The organism is Rhodopirellula sp. P2 (assembly GCF_028768465.1).
In the GTDB taxonomy this organism is placed as follows: domain Bacteria; phylum Planctomycetota; class Planctomycetia; order Pirellulales; family Pirellulaceae; genus Rhodopirellula.
In genome coordinates this window covers 1,058,572-1,076,262 of record NZ_CP118225.1, presented here as the reverse complement: position 1 = coordinate 1,076,262, position 17,691 = coordinate 1,058,572, and the positions used below count along the sequence as shown (strand labels likewise).

Here is a 17,691-nt window from a genome sequence, read left to right as displayed (position 1 = left end):
TTGGGCAAAGCTTGAACAAGTCCCCTTACCTGCCACCAACTACGGAGCTCGACCAACCAGCGTCGCCCGGGTTCGATGGTGACCCACTCGACAATCCACGCATTCTGGTGTGGGTCCTACGTGCGATTTCGCTGTTGCAAATACCACTTGGCCTGCTCGGCTCGCTTGGTGCATTCGCCCTGCTCACGGGCGACACCAAGAATCCGGAACTTTACGAAGTGATCGTGGCTCCGGTGTACGCCTGGATCTTATCGTTCCCGATTCTGCTCGTATCCGGCTGGGTCTACTGGAAATGCCGGCTTGGTATCTCTCGCCTCGATCAGACGTGGTGGTGCCTATGGTCTGTCCTCCCAACTGTTGCCCTTGTTGTGGCGTTGCTTGCCGTGATGACTCGGTTCTGACACGGCGCTCGAAAAGGGGACGGAGGTAGTTTAACCATCCTTCTGCCCCGGAGAGCTTCGATCGCATTCTCGCTACCGGATCGGCGGAGCCGGTACCAGGCACCATCGCTCGCCTCAACAAGGCCCGAAGGGTCGACAGAGCCATTGCCGGGGTCCTCAGGCCCCGGAAGAGAATGCCCACAAAAAAACAAAACCCCGAAGGGGTGACAGAGACGATTGTGCTCCGTCGCCCCGCTGGGCTCGGGGTGATCGTGTGGACCGGGGCCTCACGGCCCCGGCAGGAGTTCTGCCGGCCCTTCGGGCCTCAACTCGTTCCCACGACGGCCCCGTCCGGGGCGACCTGCTGCGTTCCGTCATCGGTCTCGGGGCTTCCGCCCCGAGCTACCGACGATCGCCCCATCTGGGGCGAAGGGAGGTTTCGCCATCCAGCGGGACGCGAAAAGGGGACGACGCGAAAAGGGGACGGAGGTAGTTTAACCATCCTTCTGCACCGGAGAACGCGACGCGATACGGCAACGAACCAATACCAGCCTCAGGCAGGCGGGATGATCACGGCCGGCAGTTCGACCGGCGCCACATCCACTTTGACGGAGAGAGTGGTTTCACCGCCGCCGAGCACGATGCCTCGCATGGGACTGATATCGTCGTAGTCGCGGCCCACACAGACGGGAATGTGGTCGACGCCGATCTGGCACGAATTGGTGGGATCAAAATCAATCCAACCCAACGTTTCCCCGGCGTAAACACTGATCCAAGCATGCGACTCATCGTTGCCGATCAATCGCGGTTTCCCTGGAGGCGGCAGCGTCCGCAAGTACCCGCTGACGTACCGCGCGGGCAAACCCAGACTTCGCAGACAGGCAATCTGGACATGCGAGAAGTCTTGGCAAACTCCCGCCTTCAACTCAAACGCCGCTTCGGTTGTGGTGGCAACGTCCGTGGCGGTGGAATCGTATCGAAAATCCTGATGAATGTGCTTGGTCAAACTCAGCACCGCATCCAACACGGACGAGTCCTCATTCACGACCGCTTTCGCGTACGCGGCAAAGTGTTCCGCCAGGGGAATCCGAGGCGACGCGAAGACATATTCCTTGGCGAGGAGATCCGGTTGTGCTTGGCCCGTTCGGATTGCGTTGGTTAGTTGGCCCACGGTCGGAATGTTTTGGGATTCGAAAGGGTTGATCGCAGTCACCTGCACTTGGCTGTTGACCTTGACCACCAACGACTCATGAGGTGATTCAATGGCAAACGAATCAACAACGTTGCCAAAGTAGTCCGGGTGCGTGTCGATTTTGGCAGGCATCGGTTCGATCGTGACCGAACACTGGTTGCACACCACCGACGGCGGACGCGTCTGCGGGCGCATACGAAGTTGATTCAGACAAACCGCAACCGGTTCGCTGTATCTGTACTTCGTTTCATGGACGATGTCGTAAGTGACCGACCGTGGCATTGGATTCACCTTGGTGACGTTTCGGAGGGCATCAACGAATCATCCAGCGTTTGTTCGCGATCTCCGGTCAGAGTCTGCTCGGGAGCGGTGTGAATGAGGTAACGCCCTGCGATCGCGTTGGCCAGTTGTGGGATTTTCGTTTGAACCAATTCCAGCAATCGCTCCAGTTCCACCCGCGTCCCGGCTGAGTTGACCTCGGTCAGCGTCGCAACGTCCGCGATCAACAACGGGTGCTGAAGTTCACGGGCCAAACGCTCATCTGCCCCCAGCGCCACACGCCCTGGTTCCGTCGGCAGATCACTCAGCAGTTGCTGAATATCATTGAGCTGAAAACGCAGTGATCGCGGGTTGGTTTCGTCCGTGACCATCAAATCGATTGCTGGCGCGGGACGGACCAATGACAAGTACCGCGAACGATAGGTCATCAAACTATCCGTTGCATCAAGAATGCTCTCACAGAGCCCGACTTCATCAGCGATTGGACGCGTCATCGTTGCCAGCAACAACTCCGCTGTTTGGTCCGCTCGTTCCAAGCGTCGTCCGAGCAAAACGAACCGCCAACCATGTGTTCGGGTCAGGCTTTCCGCGGTCAAACCACTGAAGGCCATCAAATGAGTGATCAAACGATTGAGTCGCTCCATTGCCCGCGACACGTTGGGTGCCACGGATCGTTTCGCACCGGAGATGTCCGAGTGCATGCTTTGGAAGATGCGATAGGCGTCCAGTGAAATCCGGTCGCGGACTGCGGTCGCGTTGTGCAGAGCACTGGCCACCGAAATCTGCAGGGCTCTCGGATTGGCTGTGTCAAACACACTGGAAGGCAACACGCTGTCCAGTTGCGGCATGGCGCCGTCGAGACCTTCGATCACGTAGTCCGGTTCGAGCTGACCAACCGCGGCCAACGCCGCGACCAACCTCGACATTTCAGGCAGATCGCTCAGTTCATCTTCGCCAACCAAACGTGCCAAGGTGGTTCGAAGCAAACGGGCAATCGATTCACAACGTTCGACGTAACGTCCCAACCAAAACAGATGCTCGGCCACACGGCTGGGCAATTCCGCCCCGCTGCGTCGCAGCACGATGGTGCTTTCGTCGTGGGACAACAACGTCGTTTCATGGTCCACCGGTTTGTCACTGACAATCCAGCAATCTTGTGTCAACTGACCCTGCGTCGGTGAGTTGCTCAGCAAATCTTCTTTCGGACTGACGCGTGCCAACGCACCGGGCAAGACTTCGATGTTGGTCTTGGTCTGGAGAACAAACGTTCGTAGCGACACATGCCAAGGCTCGAACCGATCGCGATGCCACACTGGAGTGGTGCTGTGTGAAAACCGATGTTGCCCGACGAATCGATTGGGTTGCGTCTTGATGCGACGAACCAAGGCTTCATTCTCTTCCGCACTGCAACGGATCGGCATCACCGGTCGAGTGTCGCTGACCGCAAACGCATCCCGGATGACCAGTTCATCAAGATGTTCCAGCACATAGCGACGTTCCTTTTCTGCCCCACACCAATACGTTGCGACGCTGGGAAGCTGAAGTGTTTCCCCCAACAACAACTTCGCCGCCGCTGGCAAGAACGGAATCAGAGCAGGCATCTCCGCGATCACGCTTCCGATCGAGTTGACGACGGCCAATTGCCCACCGCGTTTGCATCGCAACAATCCCGTCACCCCTTCGGTGGAATGCGGATCCAATTCCAGCGGGTCGCATTTCCGATCCGAGACATGACGCCATAGAACTTCGATGGGAAGCAAACCGCCCAAGGTCTTCAAATGCAGGCGTTCGCCACGAACTGCCAAGTCGCGGCCTTGGACCAACGTGTATCCCAAGTAACGCGCGAGGTAGGCATCTTCAAAATCGCGATAGCTGCCATGGCCTGGCGTCAACAAGGCGACCCGTGGGTTGCCGTCCTGACGTGGTGCCAGCGACCGAAAATGCCGTCGCATCGATCCAAAGAAGGATGCCAAGCGGCGCACATTCGCGGCGCGACTCAAATGCGGGAACACACGTCCATGAACAATTCGGTTCTCAAGCAGATACCCCAATCCACTGGGTGCCCGGGTGCGATCGCCGGTGACCCACCATCCACCATCATTGGCACGCGCCACATCGAAACCAACCAAATGCAATCGATGCCCCGCCGAAACGGGCAAGTTGTGATAGACACGCAGGAACCGAGGGTTGTCCCACAACAACTCCGGTGGCAAAACTCGCTCGCGAACCAGACGTTGGGGTCCGAGCAAGTCGGCCAAAATGGCTTCCAGCACTCGGGTCCGTTGCGTCAATCCGACCACCAACCGATTCCAATCTTGATCGGCGATGGCCATCGGAACCGTCCCCAATTGCCAAGGACGCGTCTGGGTGCCTTCACCGGTGTCGATTTGAAACGTCGAACCGTTTTCGCGAATCAGCTGTTCAATTTGCGATTCACGATCGTTCAGCCCTGACGAGCCAAGTGCCATGACTTCATCGGCGATGCTCTTCCAACACGGCCGCAAAGCACCATCGGGCAGGCGGCACTCGTCAAAGCGTTCCGCCATTGAGGTGTAGTTTGCCAACGACAGCCCAAGCGGGGATCCCGATGGCAAATCATTGGACGGAGCTGTCGCGGTGGGAGTCGGCACGTTCACCTGTGATTCGATCGGAGTTGGCAACAGTATCGACCCGCGGATGTTCCCACGGGGTCAAACTTCTTCGTCGCGGTTGAGCACTGAAGCGCAATTGTAGCTGAGCCCAAGGATTCAACGAATGACCAGATCGGCAAATGCAATTCACCTTTTCCGCCCACTTCTCCCTCCCTGGGATGGGTCATCGAGGGAATTCTAACTCCGTCGCAAATCCATCGTGACCGGGAACGGCTCGAACCCCGTTCGGGGTGGCAACCCAGGCATCACGATTTCGCCACCTGTCAGCGTGAAGGGACGGAACCGCGAGGCACGTCGTGACTCCGCTTCCTTCAAATTGACAGGGAACCGTTCATGACTGAGTCCGCCCGGGTGCACCGTGTGATAGGTGCAGCCCCCGATGGAACGACATGCCGAACGATTCACCAGATCAAATCGCAACGGCGTGTGAACACCAATCGTGGGGTGCAAACAGCGAGGCGGCTGCCACGCTCGATAGCGGATGCCAGCGACGTATTGCCCAGCGACTCCGGTGGCATGCAGCGGAACTTCCCGTCCCGCCACAATCAACGCGTGGCGATCCGGTTCCAAACCTTCCACCAACACCTGCAATCGTTCCAGTGACGAATCGACAAATCGAGTCGTTCCACTCGAGCCCGGCTCTTCGCCCATCACGTACCACGGTTCGATGGCACTGCGGAGTTCCACTCGCATTCCGTCCAGGACAATCTCACCAATCAACGGGAATCGGAATTCGTGATGCACCGCGAACCAATCCGCTGACATCGGCGATCCCTTGGCATTGAGTTCCCCAATCAATTGCGTGATGTCCTGCCAAGCAAAGTGCGGCAACAAAAATTGATCGTGAAGACGTGTGCCCCAGTGTTGAATCGGACGGTCGTAGGGTTGCTGCCAAAACGCAGCGACACACGAGCGGATCAACAACAACTGAGCCAGACTCATTTGTTCGTGGGGTGGCATTTCAAAACCACGCAGCTCAAGCAAGCCCAAACGCCCGGTCGAACTATCGGGCGAATACAGTTTGTCGACGCAGATTTCCGCGCGGTGCGTGTTGCCCGTCAAATCGACCATCAAGTCACGGAACAATCGATCAACCAACCACGGTGGAACCTCGGTTTCCGTTGGCGGCAACTGACTCAGTGCGATCTCCATTTCATAGGCCGCGTCTTGTCGCGCCTCGTCCATGCGAGGTGCTTGGCTGGTCGGACCAATGAACCGACTGCTGAACATGTAGGACAGCGAGGGGTGGTTGTTCCAGAAACGAATGAAACTGGCCAACAAATCCGGTCGTCGCAAGAACGGGCTTTCGTTGGTGGAGCGTCCGCCCAACACAATGTGGTTCCCGCCACCGGTCCCGGTGTGATAACCATCCAGGTCAAACTTCTCCGTTCCCAACCGCGACTTACGGGCTTCGTGATACAGCGATTCGGTCAATTCAACCAAAGCGTCCCACGATGCCGTGGGTTGTGTGTTGACTTCAATCACACCGGGATCCGGCGTGACCTTGAACAATTCAATTCGGTCATCCGATGGCGGCAAATAGCCTTCGATGATGACGGGCAATTGCGTCGACACACAGGTTTGCTCGATCGCCCTGATCAAATCCAAGTAGTCTTCAATCCGCTGTGTCGGAGGCATGAAAACGTACAAACGCCCATACCTGCATTCCACACAGAGCGCCGTTTGCACCACGTCTTCGCTGGTCGGCAGATTGTCATCGTCTTCTTCATCCAAGACCTGAGGATGAATCCGTGTCCGACCTTCTTCTCGAGAATCTTCACGGTGTTGGCCGCGTGGATCCTGCTCGTTGCCCCGCGGCATGTTCGAAGTTGGCAAAGGCCCATGCGGAGCAGTGGGATCCATGGGTGTGGTGTAGAACGGGGCTTCCGATGCCGAAGCGACTGGCAATCGATCCAGTGGCAACCGCAAACCAATGGGCGAATCACCAGGGATCAAATACACCTGCTCACTGCGAACGGGCCATCGGCCACTGATCCAACCCGGACGAGCTTGCCACCAAGCTCGTCGAACAGGCAACACAAACCCCACCGGTGACCCCAGCCCCGCGTTGAACGTCCGCATCATCATGGCACGTTCGTTGGGGTCCTCCAGTTTCGGATCGGAAGGATCCACATCGATCGGCAACCGATTTTCTTTCCACAAGTAGTGAAAGACATCCTCGTGGACCGGGAATGCCATCCGGGCATTGACATTCAGCTCTCGAGCGAGCGATTTGACAAAGCGTTCCGCGTCCTGATGAGTGTGCCCGTAATCCTTCCCTTCGTCACCGATCCATTGATCGTCGTGCCAGATCGATTGCCCGTCGCGACGCCACAAACAGGTCAACGCCCAACGTGGCAATGACTCACCGGGATACCATTTGCCTTGCCCGTAGTGCAGCAAACTGCCCGGTGCCCAGCGTTCACGAAGCCGAGTCAGCAAGACGTTGCTGAGCACGCGTTTCTCTTCGCCGACCGCATCGGTGTTCCACTGCGGATCATCCATGTTGTCGATCGAGACAAACGTGGGTTCGCCGCCCATTGTCAGTCGCACGTCGGCGGCTTCCAGTTGCTCATCGATCGCACGCCCAGCCTGGAGGATCTCTTGCCACGTGGAATCTGCATACGGTTTTGTCACGCGTGGGTCCTCATGGACCCGCGTGACGGTCATCTCGTGTTCGAACTCCACCTCACACGGTTCATGCCCGCCGATAATCGGTGCGGCATCCGTGAACGAGGGGGTGCATGCCAACGGAATGTGACCTTCGCCGGCCATCAAACCACTGGTCGGATCCAATCCCACCCATCCAGCGCCCGGCAAGTAAACCTCGGTCCATGCGTGCAAATCACAGAAATCTTCGGTGGGTCCATTGGGACCATCCAACGATTCTTGATCGGCGGTCAGCTGAATCAGATAACCCGACACAAACCGCGATGCCATGCCCATGTGCCGAAACGCATTGACCAACAACCATGCCGAATCACGGCAGGATCCACTGCACAACGTCAAGGTTTCCTCGGGCGATTGAACGCCCGGTTCCATTCGAATTTTGTAATCGATCTTTTCTTGGGCAGCTCGATTGACATCCACCAGGAAGTCAATGATCCGCTCGGACTTCTTTGGAAGCGTCTCCAACCACTTCGCAAACTTGGAAGTCATCTCGACAGGCGCGAGATAGCTGGCCAGTTGCCGCTTGGCTTGCGCATCGTATTCGAACGGCCATCCTTGAGCCGAATCATCCACGAAGAACTCGAAGGGATTGATGACCGTCATGTCGGCGACCAGGTCGACACAAACCGTCAAATGATCCGTCGGCTTTTCGAATACCAACCGCGCAACGGGGTTCGCAAACGGATCCTGTTGCCAATTGCAAAAGTGGTCCTCGGGCGAGATCGCCAAATTGTACGACACGATCGGGGTCCGACCGTGATAGGCCGGACGCAATCGAACCTGTTGAGGTCCGACCATGATCGGTCGTTCGTAGTGGTACGAAGTCTTGTGATGGAGCGCGACGCGGATCGTCATGAATTTACCGAGATTTGAAAATAGTCTTGACCAAGAGCTTCACCGATTCGGTTGATCTCGGATTGCACGGAATCAACGAATTGATGCATACCGCCCGCCAGGGCTTCTTCGACTTGCGTGTGAGCCAATCGATGTTGCAGCGCGTCGAGAATGGGACCAGCGGTGCGGGTCATCTCGCTCGACGAGGCTGCTTCGATTTCCCCGAGTGACCAATTGGCTGAGGCGATGCAGTGGTGGATGGACCTTGGAAAACTGCGATTGAACAAGAAGAAATCGACGACCTTTTCGATCTCAATTCGATGATGATCGCGGCGATACGCTTCGATGCCACTGATCGCCAGCAACAAGGCTGACCACTGCAAATCGTCCACCGCCGTGCCCACGTCGGCCAGGTTGGGCAACAGGTTGAAATACTTCACGTCCAAGATCCGGGACGTCTTGTCAGCCCGTTCCAGCATCCGACCCAAGTTCGCAAAATGCCAACCAGTGTCCTGGGCCATGGTGCTGGCAAACACGCCGCTCCATAGCAACGTCTGCTTCCGCACATCGTCAAAGAACTGACTGGTCGGGTCCATCGCCGCGGCGGACGAGGCTTCGCCGACGAAGTGGTAAAACTGGTTGAGTTGTTCAAACGCTTCGGACGACAACGTTTCCCGAACCCCCCTCGCATTTTCGCGAGCGGCACGCAAGCACGAAACCATGCTGTTGGGATACTCGTCGTCAAACGCCAAAAACTGAACCACGTTGCGACTGTTTGGCTTGCCGTACTTTTCCTCGAACCACTCTTCGTCCGCGGTGACTTGCACCAACGGACTCCAGGGATCAACCAAGTTCTCAGGTTGATCCAAGATCAGATTCAGAGTGACCTCCAAGAAACGTGCGATGTTTTCTGCACGTTCAACTTGGCGACTCATCCAGTAAACGGATTCAGCAACGCGTGAGAGCATATCAGTGGTGTCAGCGAAGAAAAGTAAAAGCGACGGTGAGATTGCGACAGAAGCGGCGACAAACAATACGGGGGAAGGCGGCGGAGCCATCGTGCGGATGGAACCCGGCCGCCCGTTCGTTACGGCCGAGCGACCGTTTCACCCGCTTGGGCCACCACCCACGTGTCCTTGCTGCCGCCACCTTGGGATGAGTTCACAACGAGACAGCCCTTCTTGAGCGCCACACGTGTTAAGCCGCCAGGCAAAACCCACACGTCATCGGGACCGTCACAAAGAATGTAAGGCCGCAAGTCAACGTGACGCCCTTCCAGATGATCGTCCACCATGGTCGGAACCCGAGACAAGCTCAGCGTTGGTTGAGCGATATAGTTGCGTGGATTCTCAAGGATCTTCTCGGCGAATTCTTGACGCTCTTCTGGCGTGGCGTGCGGTCCAATCAAGATGCCGTAGCCGCCCGATTCACCAGCGGCTTTGACCACCAACTCGTCCAAGTGATCCAGCACGTAGGCTCGATCCTCGTCACGATCGCACAGATAGGTTGGCACGTTCGACAAGATCGGTTCCTCGCCCAAGTAGTACCGAATCATCTCCGGCACATAAGCGTAAACCACCTTGTCATCCGCGACGCCGGTTCCCGGCGCGTTGGCCAAGGCCACATTGCCGGCCCGATAAGCCGACATCAAACCCGGGACGCCCAACACCGACTTGGGATTGAACACTTCGGGGTCCAAGAAAGTGTCGTCGACGCGTCGATAGATCACGTCCACGGCTTGCAGACCATCGGTTGTTCGCATGTAAACGCGTTCATCCTCGACCAACAAATCGCGTCCTTCCACCAATTCAACGCCCATCTGATGAGCCAGATAGGAATGTTCGTAGTAAGCGCTGTTGTAGACCCCGGGTGTCAACACAACGACATTTGGATCCGCAACGGCGCTCGGCGCCATTCGTCGAAGCATCTGGTACAGCCGAGCCGGATAATCACTGACCGGACGGACCATCGAGGCCGCAAAAGCTTGGGGGAAGTTTCGTTTCATCACCGAACGGTTTTGCAACACATACGAAACACCGGAAGGGCACCGCAGGTTGTCTTCCAGGACAAACACGTTGCCGTCGTCGTCACGGACCAAATCGGTCCCGGTGATATGGCACCAAACATCGTGCGGCGGACGCAAGCCTCTGCACTCAGGCAAGTAGGCCGGGCAGGAATCGACGATGGATGCGGGAATGATCCCGTCTTCGATGATTTTTCGTTCGTTGTAGATGTCCGACAAAAAACGATTCAACGCGCGAATACGCTGTTTCAATCCACTGTCGATGTGAATCCAAACATCCGGTGCGATGATGCGGGGAACAATGTCGAACGGCATGATCTTTTCGGTGCCAGCGGAATCGCTGTAAACCGTGAACGTGATGCCCATCTGATACAGCGAACGCTCAATCGCCAGCTGACGACGGTTCAGTTCGCCTGGTGGCAAGCGGTTGATCAATTCCACCAATGCGACCGAATCAGGCCGAGCATAAGCGTTTTCATCAACGACTTCGTCAAAGAACGACTCGGTCTGGTAACCGTCTAAACGCGGCACCGGTCCCGACTGCGACTGCGACTGCGACTGCGACTGCGACTGCGACTGCGACTGCGATTGCGATTGCGATTGCATCGGCCCGTTTTGAGATTGACCGGCCTGAGCCTGAGCCATCTGGGACTGAGTTTGTTGCGGCTGATTTTGCATGGAGCGATTTGCCAGTCCGCGTTCACGAGACCGGTTAACAGAGTAAACACGACGACACACATCCCTCTCAACCACCGTCGAAATGGTTGGGGTGCACGGTCAGTCCGCCTCTGACTGATTACGCTGCAGTGTATCGCAATGGGTGGTGGCGATGACATGAATTGCCAGCGTCCTTCACCAAAGAAGGCAAGTTTCCCTCCGCGGTGCATTAGCAGCGCGGTGAATGCCATAAGCCCGTCTTTCAGACACTCAAACACCGCCTGAAACCGACAAAACCACGGGTTCAAATTTCACATGTTTGACCGCGGCACCGCCGTTGTAGAAATCGATCCCAGCGACATGGACACCGCGGAGACATCGATGGGTGTGCCCAAAGACAACTCGCTGCATGTCATGGTGCAACCAAGTCGGCTGCTGTCGCGCCCAGTGCAGCAATCGCAAGCACGTCGAACGGCGTCGATGAGCGACGCCCGCTGCCGCCAAGTGCAATCGCGCGGTCACCGCCGCATCGTAAAAACCATTCTTCAAATTCGCAGGTGACTTGTCGGATTCGTGTGCCCACCGGTTTCGATAGTGGGCCAAACCAGCGGAATGGCCCCCTCCCTCAATCACGTCCCCATGAACCATCAACAAATCCGCCAATCGAATCGCGTCCCAATCCACATGGACGGCACCGGGCTGCAATCGCAAGCGAACATGTGGAGCGGGCTCCGCTGAATCCGAGTTCACCCCGCCGGGATCGGAGACCGGTGGTGGATCGCTCTCTTGCCGATACGGCAACGCCCACTCCCGAAGTGATTGGCGAAACGAGGCTTGCGCATCGTGATTGCCGTTCAAATAGATGAAAACCTTGTCCGGAAACTCGGCTCGCCAGGCTTCCAGCCATTCAATTGCGGCAGTTCGCGAAACATCTCCATCGCCGAGCCGACTCCAGCAGAAATCAAACAGATCGCCCCCCCAAACACAAACGTCGGTGGCCTCGATGGCCCGCCGAATCGTCGCCTGGTGGCGTTCGATGTGGCAACGCGAGCTGAACAGGTGTAAATCAGAGATGAACGCCAGCTGAACGGGATCAGCGAGATCGGGATCGGGAACTAATTCCGCCAACCTGGGCGACGTGTTACCGTGCTCTGACAACTGTTTTTTTCTACGTTTCAACATTTCTCTCTCGCATGGGTTGGTCAACCATGACCGTTCCTCCCCCCGATCCAACGACTGACGAATCGGCCTCTCCAGGGTACGAGACCGCGAATGCCGTGCCCACCGTCGCGGGCAGGGTTGTCCGACACAGTTCGAAAGCCTTGGTGGCCCTGATCGCAGGTGCGATTGTGATCGGACTGATTCAGTCACGAGCCCCCGAAACCGATTACCAAAAAGCGTTGCTGCAGAGTTTGGTAGCCGGCGGGATCACTTTGTTGGTCGTTTTGTACCAATTGCAGCGTGCCAGTTTGGCGGCGGGGAAAGCGTGGTGGGTGCCGGCTGGTTGCCTGGCCTTGATCCTCTCGGCGGTCACTCTCCTTCGATTCGAAAGCTTTTCGGGTGAAATGGTCCCCCGATTCTCTTGGCGATTCAAAAACTCGGACACACCCGCCCTCAAAACGACCCCCTTGGCCGATGCCAATCCCGAGGACGCGTTGGTGGAATCCAATCCGTCTGATTCGCAAGGATCGTGGCGAGAATTTTTGGGCAACAACCGAACGGGGATTCTGGAGGAACGTCCGTTCGCAATTCCCACTTCCGCCAATCAAGTGACCCGCCGATGGGACATTGGGATCGGGGAAGGCTGGTCCTCGTTTGCGGTCGCTGATGGCATCGCGGTGACGCTCGAGCAACGGGGTGAGCTGGAATGCGTCACTGCCTATCGACTTTCCGATGGCCAATTGCTTTGGTTGGTCGAGCACGAAGCGAATCATTTTCAAGCACTCGGTGGAGGCGGCCCGCGATCCACCCCATCCATCATGCCCGCGACTGACCTGTCCCCTGGAAAGGTCTATGCCCAAGGTGCCACGGGAACCGTTTGGTGTTTGAACCTCTCCGACGGCGAAATCCTCTGGCAACGTGACCTCTTGGAAATCGCGGGTTGGAGCCAAGAGGACTCGGAAGCAGCCATCTCCTGGGGCCGGTCAGGATCACCACTGATCGTCGACGACCTCTGCCTGATTCCACTGGGCGGCCCCGATTCAGAATCGGATGCCGGCCGATCGCTGATTGCACTGGATGCTGCCACGGGGGAAACACGCTGGCGAGCCGGCGAACAACAAATCAGCTATGCGTCGCCCATGGTCATGACCCTTGGCGAAAAACGCCAGATCGTCGCGGTCAACGAAGCCGACATCACGGGGCACGACATTGCCACGGGCGAAGTTCTGTGGTCGTTCCCTTGGGAAGGCAAATCGAACTCCGGTGCGAACTGTGCCGCCGCGATTCCTGCCGGGAAGAACCAGTTCTTGATCGGCAAAGGCTATGGCGGCGGCAGTTCGTTGATCGAAGTCAGGCGTGCCGACACCCCATCCGCGGCTGACACGGCCTCTTCCGAAACGTCCGACTTCGTGGTGAATGAAATCTGGCATTCATCGCGAATCCTGAAAACCAAATTCAATCACGCTTTGGTCCACAACGGCATCGCGTATGCCTTGAGCAACGGTGCCTTGCAAGCGGTTGAAATCGAATCCGGCAAACGTCTGTGGGAACAATCCCGCCGCGAACGTTCTGGGCAAGGACAAGCGATCTTGGTTGAAGATATTTTGGTCGTTCAAGCCGAGGACGGGGAAGTGGTGCTGGTCGCTGCTGATCCCGAGGACTACCGCGAGCTGATTCGCATCCCTGCTCTGGAACACAAGACCTGGAACATTCCCACCGTGGTCGACAACCTGATCCTTGTTCGAAATGCACACCAAGCCATCGCACTGGAGCTTCCTCAATGACATCTCTGACCTCATCTGAGTTCGTGAATTCGGATCCCTACCCCGATCCCGAGACGATCAAACCATTGGATTTTCTCGTGGTTGCTCCTCACCCCGATGATGCGGAACTGGGGATGGGCGGAACGATCATGCGAATGATCGATGAAGGCATGCGTGTCGGCGTGTTGGACCTGACCAGCGGCGAACCCACCCCGCACGGCAGTCTCGAAATTCGCCACCGCGAAACCGCTCGCGCATCGGAAATCATGAAGCTGACTTGGCGGGGCAACGCGGGGTTAACCAACCGCGCGGTCGAAGCCACCCTGCCCGCTCGCGAGCACATCGCCTCCTTCATTCGATGCCTGCGACCGCGATGGTTGTTTGCCCCCTACTTCCATGACGCACACCCGGACCACGTCGCTGCGACTCAGTTGGTCGAAGCGGCTCGCTTTCATGCCAAGCTGAGCAAAACGCCGATGCCCGGCCCGCGGCACCATCCTGAACGCCTCTACTACTACTTCTGCATTCACCTTCGGTTGGCGGTGCAACCCAGCTGGATCGTGGACATTTCGGAACAATGGGACCGCAAACTGGAATCCATCCGTGCCTACGAGAGCCAATTCATCATTGCTCGAGACCCGGGACCGCCCAGCCTGACAGACCGATTCCGGGACGATGCCGCTCACTGGGGTCGCCTGATCGATCGACAATATGGAGAACCGTTTGCAACGAAGGAACCGCTTGCAATGACCAGTTTGCGAGATTTGCTCTGAGCAGAAACCCAACTCGCAAATTGCATTTGGTGGGGACCGAAGTAGCCTGTTTTGCTGAGCGATTTGCTCCCTTTTCTTCGACGCATCGGTTTTCGACATGCCCTCCCAGGACACCGCCAAGCCGCTGTTTCCATTGCCGCTGACGCCACTGGAAACGTTCTTCGTCTTGGACGAACAGCAATCGTGTCCCATCGTCAATTTCATCGAGTTGCAGTTTTCAACGCCTTTGCAACTGCCAATCCTTCAGACCGCACTGAAAGAAACCGCCCTGGATCACCCACTGCTGTCCTGCAAATTGGTGCGCGAAGGCGAGCGGTTGTTCTGGCACTTCGATCCTGATCTCACACCGCGAGTGCTGACCAACGACGACCTGCCATTGACCACCGGACCGGCTGGCAATCCCAAGCCACAACCCTTCGATCTGTTTCAAGAATCAGGTTGTCGATTCTGGTATGTGCCCGAAGGAGCAGGCAGCCGTTTGTATGTTCAGGTGCATCATGCATGCAGTGACGGCGTCGGAATTCGACAGGTGATCTTGGGCACGTTCACTCGCTATGCGCGTGCAACGGGTGATCCTGACTGCGGAAAAACGTCTCGGAAATCATCGCGATCCGCACCCAATCCGGAGCGTCTTCGTGACAGGTATGATTTTACCGAACTGCTTTCTAAGCCGCCCAAACGTCAATTGACCACCTGGGATCGAATTCGGAATGCCTATTACTTCCACTTCCAACGCCCGGCCGTTCTCTCCAAGCCCCCAACCGCCGTCAAGGAACAAGGCGGTGTCTCGAACGAGGCTTCTTTGGGCGAACCTCTGCGGCACATTCTGTTCAGCAGGGAAGAATCTGCGACCATTGAAAAAGCTTGCAGCGACGCTTCGATCCGAGTCAATGATCTCGCCATCGCGATGCTGTTCCAAACATTTGAGCAATGGGAACAGACGCATGGCGATGGAAAAGCGATCCGCTACCGAGTGATGATGCCAGTCGATTTGCGATCACGAAAAGACCTGGATTTGCCCGCCTCCAATCGGCTCAGTTTTGCTTTCCTGGGTCGCCGCAAGGACCAATGCGGTGATGTCGATGCGTTGGTTCAAGAGGTCGCCGAGGAAGTCCTGGCGATCAAAGATTCCCGCGTGCACATGGATTTCCTGGATGGCTTGAGTGCTGCCGTTCAGCATCCCCGGTTGATGCGCTGGGTCATTGGTCACAGCCGGCAGATGACGACCAGCGTCCTCACCTACACCGGCGATCTTTCGCGAGGGATGAGAAAATTCTTTCCAGAGGTCGATGGGCAGCTCCAGATCGGCGACGCGACTCTTCGCAACGCGCTCGGATCGCCCCCAGCCCGCGAGGGGACGAATGTCTCATTGGGGATTTGTATCAACTGGGGTCAAATCTGCGTCTCCGCCTCCTGGAATCGTGAAGCCTGGGACGCAGCCACCACCGATCAATTCCTTGAGGCGTACACGAACAACTGGCGTCATTGGCTGCAACGGCGAGAAGGCGTTTGAAGTTCTTTGCACGAAAAAACCCGCCCGAGCGAGCTGCTCGGACGGGTGACGTGAATCAGTGTCCAGGGTTTTCTGATTGGATCATTCCTTTGGCTGCGTGATGCCTGGCCAGTCATCGGTTCGGAAAGGGGTCATCGGCAGGCCTTCTTTGCTTTGCACATTGCAGACCGGGTTGTCGGCCCACGCATAGCGGACAGCAGCCGGATTTGTGACCGCATCCGCTGACACTTCAATCGTGTCCTTGCCAACGATCTTGGCCTTGGCGTGAACAAACTTCTGATCTTCTCCAGCGATCGTGAATCCAATCAGCTCGGGAACATCAAACGTGTCCAAGCCACCACCGACGTGATCGAACTTGATGATCGCTTTGTTGCCCTCGAACTTCGCTTCGCGATAAGTCGGGCTGCGGTAAGGAAGGTCGTAGCCGTAGTCTTTGACCAGTGCCCATCGAGCCAGTCGCTTGGCCACGTCCTGTTTGTTCTTTGGGTGAATGTCAGCCGATTCGCCCAAGTTCAAAATCACAGCTTCGCCAGAGTTTGGCAATCGCGACATCGTCATCGTTTGAGCTTCGCGAAGTTCAGCCCAACTGCTGTCGGTCGGCTCTTTGACTTCCGAGCGGAAGTCAGCCAGTTGCACCCAGTAGAACGGGAAGTCACCTTGGCCCCATTTATCACGCCACGTTTGAATCATCAGCGGGAACAAGTCGCGGTACTCGTAGGCTCGTCCGGCATTGGATTCGCCTTGGTACCAGATGGCACCTCGAATCGTGTAGCCGATCGTTGGCAACAAGACACCGTTGTAGATGTTGGCAGGACGATGATTTCCGGCGGAGTCATCACGTGGTCGTCGAGGCGCGTTGCCTTTGCGGCCGTCGGCAACCCATTTTCGATGCTTCTCTTCCCACGATTTTAACAGCGCGTCGTAGTCGTAGTTTTCCATTCGCTTGTCCCAGCCGGCGAGCAAGGATTCGTACTTGTCGTCGGCTTCCAGCACATCGCGAGGAATCCAAGCTTCTGCGGCGGATCCACCCCAGGCGTTGTCGATCAATCCGACTGGCACGTCCAAGGTTTGGTGCAGTTGGCGGCCAAAGAAGTAACCGACCGCGGAAAAGCCTTTGACGGTGTCTGGTGTCGCAGCGGTCCAGCTGCCTTTGAAATCTCGCTGAGGTTCTTGCGTGCCCACAGTTGGCACGGAGATCAAACGAATTTGCGGGTAGTTGGCCGTCAGGGATTCCAGATCGCCATCGTTGGCACTTTGCACTGCCCAAGCCATGTTGGATTGCCCCGAGCAGATCCAGACTTCGCCAACCAGAACATCGGTGAAGGTCTTGGTTTCGTCCGCCTTGACCGTCAAATCGTAGGGTCCACCAGCGGGAAGGGCTGGGACCGAGACATCAAATCGTCCTTCGTCGTTGGCTTTGCCTTTGGCGGCGCGATCGCCCAGTTGAACGCTGACTTCTTGGCCGGGTTTGGTCCAACCCCAGATATGAACGGGCTCGTTTCGCTGCACGACCATCGAGTCGCCGAAAATCGCTGGCATCATCAATTCCGCCTGTGCGGTCGAGCCTGGCAGGCTCATCAGACAACTCGCGATCGCGATTCCGGCTAGTAAAAACCGGGTGGGGAGGGGTGTTTTCATGGTGGGAATTTCTCCATGGGAGGGATGGGAGGTGGGATTGTCAGCAGCAGCATAATCGCTGGACCGCCCCGGTTGGGATCGTGACGATTTTCACAAATCTCCCAACATTCCGAGTAAAACGAAGCGTGCTCTCAACATTACTTAGTGGAGACCCAAT

At 56.9% G+C, this 17,691-nt stretch carries 11 protein-coding genes; 4 read left to right on the top strand and 7 right to left on the bottom strand.

Going from position 1 to position 17,691, the window contains the following annotated elements:
• Positions 1-11 precede the first annotated feature (11 nt).
• Positions 12-401: a hypothetical protein gene (locus PSR62_RS03720; protein ID WP_274406483.1), complete on the top strand. Its 390-nt coding sequence runs from the start codon at positions 12-14 to the stop codon at positions 399-401.
• 532 nt (positions 402-933) lie between these two features.
• Here the strand turns inward: PSR62_RS03720 and PSR62_RS03715 are convergent.
• From PSR62_RS03715 to PSR62_RS03690, 6 genes are all read right to left on the bottom strand, one after another.
• Positions 934-1,854 carry a transglutaminase family protein gene (locus PSR62_RS03715; protein ID WP_274406482.1) on the bottom strand — a complete coding sequence of 307 codons (921 nt, stop codon included), beginning with the start codon at positions 1,852-1,854 and terminating at the stop codon, positions 934-936.
• Between the two features lie 5 nt (positions 1,855-1,859).
• Positions 1,860-4,517 carry a circularly permuted type 2 ATP-grasp protein gene (locus PSR62_RS03710; protein ID WP_274408327.1) on the bottom strand — a complete coding sequence of 886 codons (2,658 nt, stop codon included), beginning with the start codon at positions 4,515-4,517 and terminating at the stop codon, positions 1,860-1,862.
• A gap of 162 nt (positions 4,518-4,679) precedes the next feature.
• Positions 4,680-8,027 carry a transglutaminase family protein gene (locus PSR62_RS03705; protein ID WP_274406481.1) on the bottom strand — a complete coding sequence of 1,116 codons (3,348 nt, stop codon included), beginning with the start codon at positions 8,025-8,027 and terminating at the stop codon, positions 4,680-4,682.
• Positions 8,024-8,974 carry an alpha-E domain-containing protein gene (locus tag PSR62_RS03700; RefSeq protein ID WP_274406480.1) on the bottom strand — a complete coding sequence of 317 codons (951 nt, stop codon included), beginning with the start codon at positions 8,972-8,974 and terminating at the stop codon, positions 8,024-8,026. Before PSR62_RS03700 ends, PSR62_RS03705 begins: the two co-directional genes overlap by 4 nt.
• A 119-nt stretch (positions 8,975-9,093) precedes the next feature.
• A complete protein-coding gene (locus PSR62_RS03695) occupies positions 9,094-10,707 on the bottom strand; it encodes a circularly permuted type 2 ATP-grasp protein (RefSeq protein ID WP_274406479.1) in 1,614 nt (537 codons plus the stop codon).
• Positions 10,708-10,956: 249 nt separating this feature from the next.
• Entirely contained in the window at positions 10,957-11,868 is a 912-nt protein-coding gene (locus tag PSR62_RS03690) for a metallophosphoesterase (RefSeq protein ID WP_274406478.1), read from the bottom strand.
• A gap of 26 nt (positions 11,869-11,894) precedes the next feature.
• Here PSR62_RS03690 and PSR62_RS03685 point away from each other — a divergent pair, with 26 nt between their 5' ends.
• The 3 genes from PSR62_RS03685 to PSR62_RS03675 all read left to right on the top strand — a co-directional run bounded on the left by PSR62_RS03685 (position 11,895) and on the right by PSR62_RS03675 (position 15,896).
• On the top strand, positions 11,895-13,631 hold the full coding sequence (locus PSR62_RS03685; protein ID WP_274406477.1) for an outer membrane protein assembly factor BamB family protein: 1,737 nt from the start codon (positions 11,895-11,897) through the stop codon (positions 13,629-13,631).
• Positions 13,628-14,383, top strand: a complete 756-nt coding sequence (bshB1, locus tag PSR62_RS03680) for a bacillithiol biosynthesis deacetylase BshB1 (RefSeq protein WP_274406476.1) — start codon at positions 13,628-13,630, stop codon at positions 14,381-14,383. The genes PSR62_RS03685 and bshB1 overlap by 4 nt, the downstream gene beginning before the upstream one ends.
• Before the next feature lie 97 nt (positions 14,384-14,480).
• Positions 14,481-15,896, top strand: a complete 1,416-nt coding sequence (locus PSR62_RS03675) for a hypothetical protein (RefSeq protein ID WP_274406475.1) — start codon at positions 14,481-14,483, stop codon at positions 15,894-15,896.
• A gap of 81 nt (positions 15,897-15,977) precedes the next feature.
• On the opposite strand, the gene PSR62_RS03670 is transcribed toward PSR62_RS03675, so the two are convergent.
• Positions 15,978-17,534 carry a sialate O-acetylesterase gene (locus tag PSR62_RS03670; protein WP_274406474.1) on the bottom strand — a complete coding sequence of 519 codons (1,557 nt, stop codon included), beginning with the start codon at positions 17,532-17,534 and terminating at the stop codon, positions 15,978-15,980.
• Positions 17,535-17,691 lie beyond the last annotated feature (157 nt).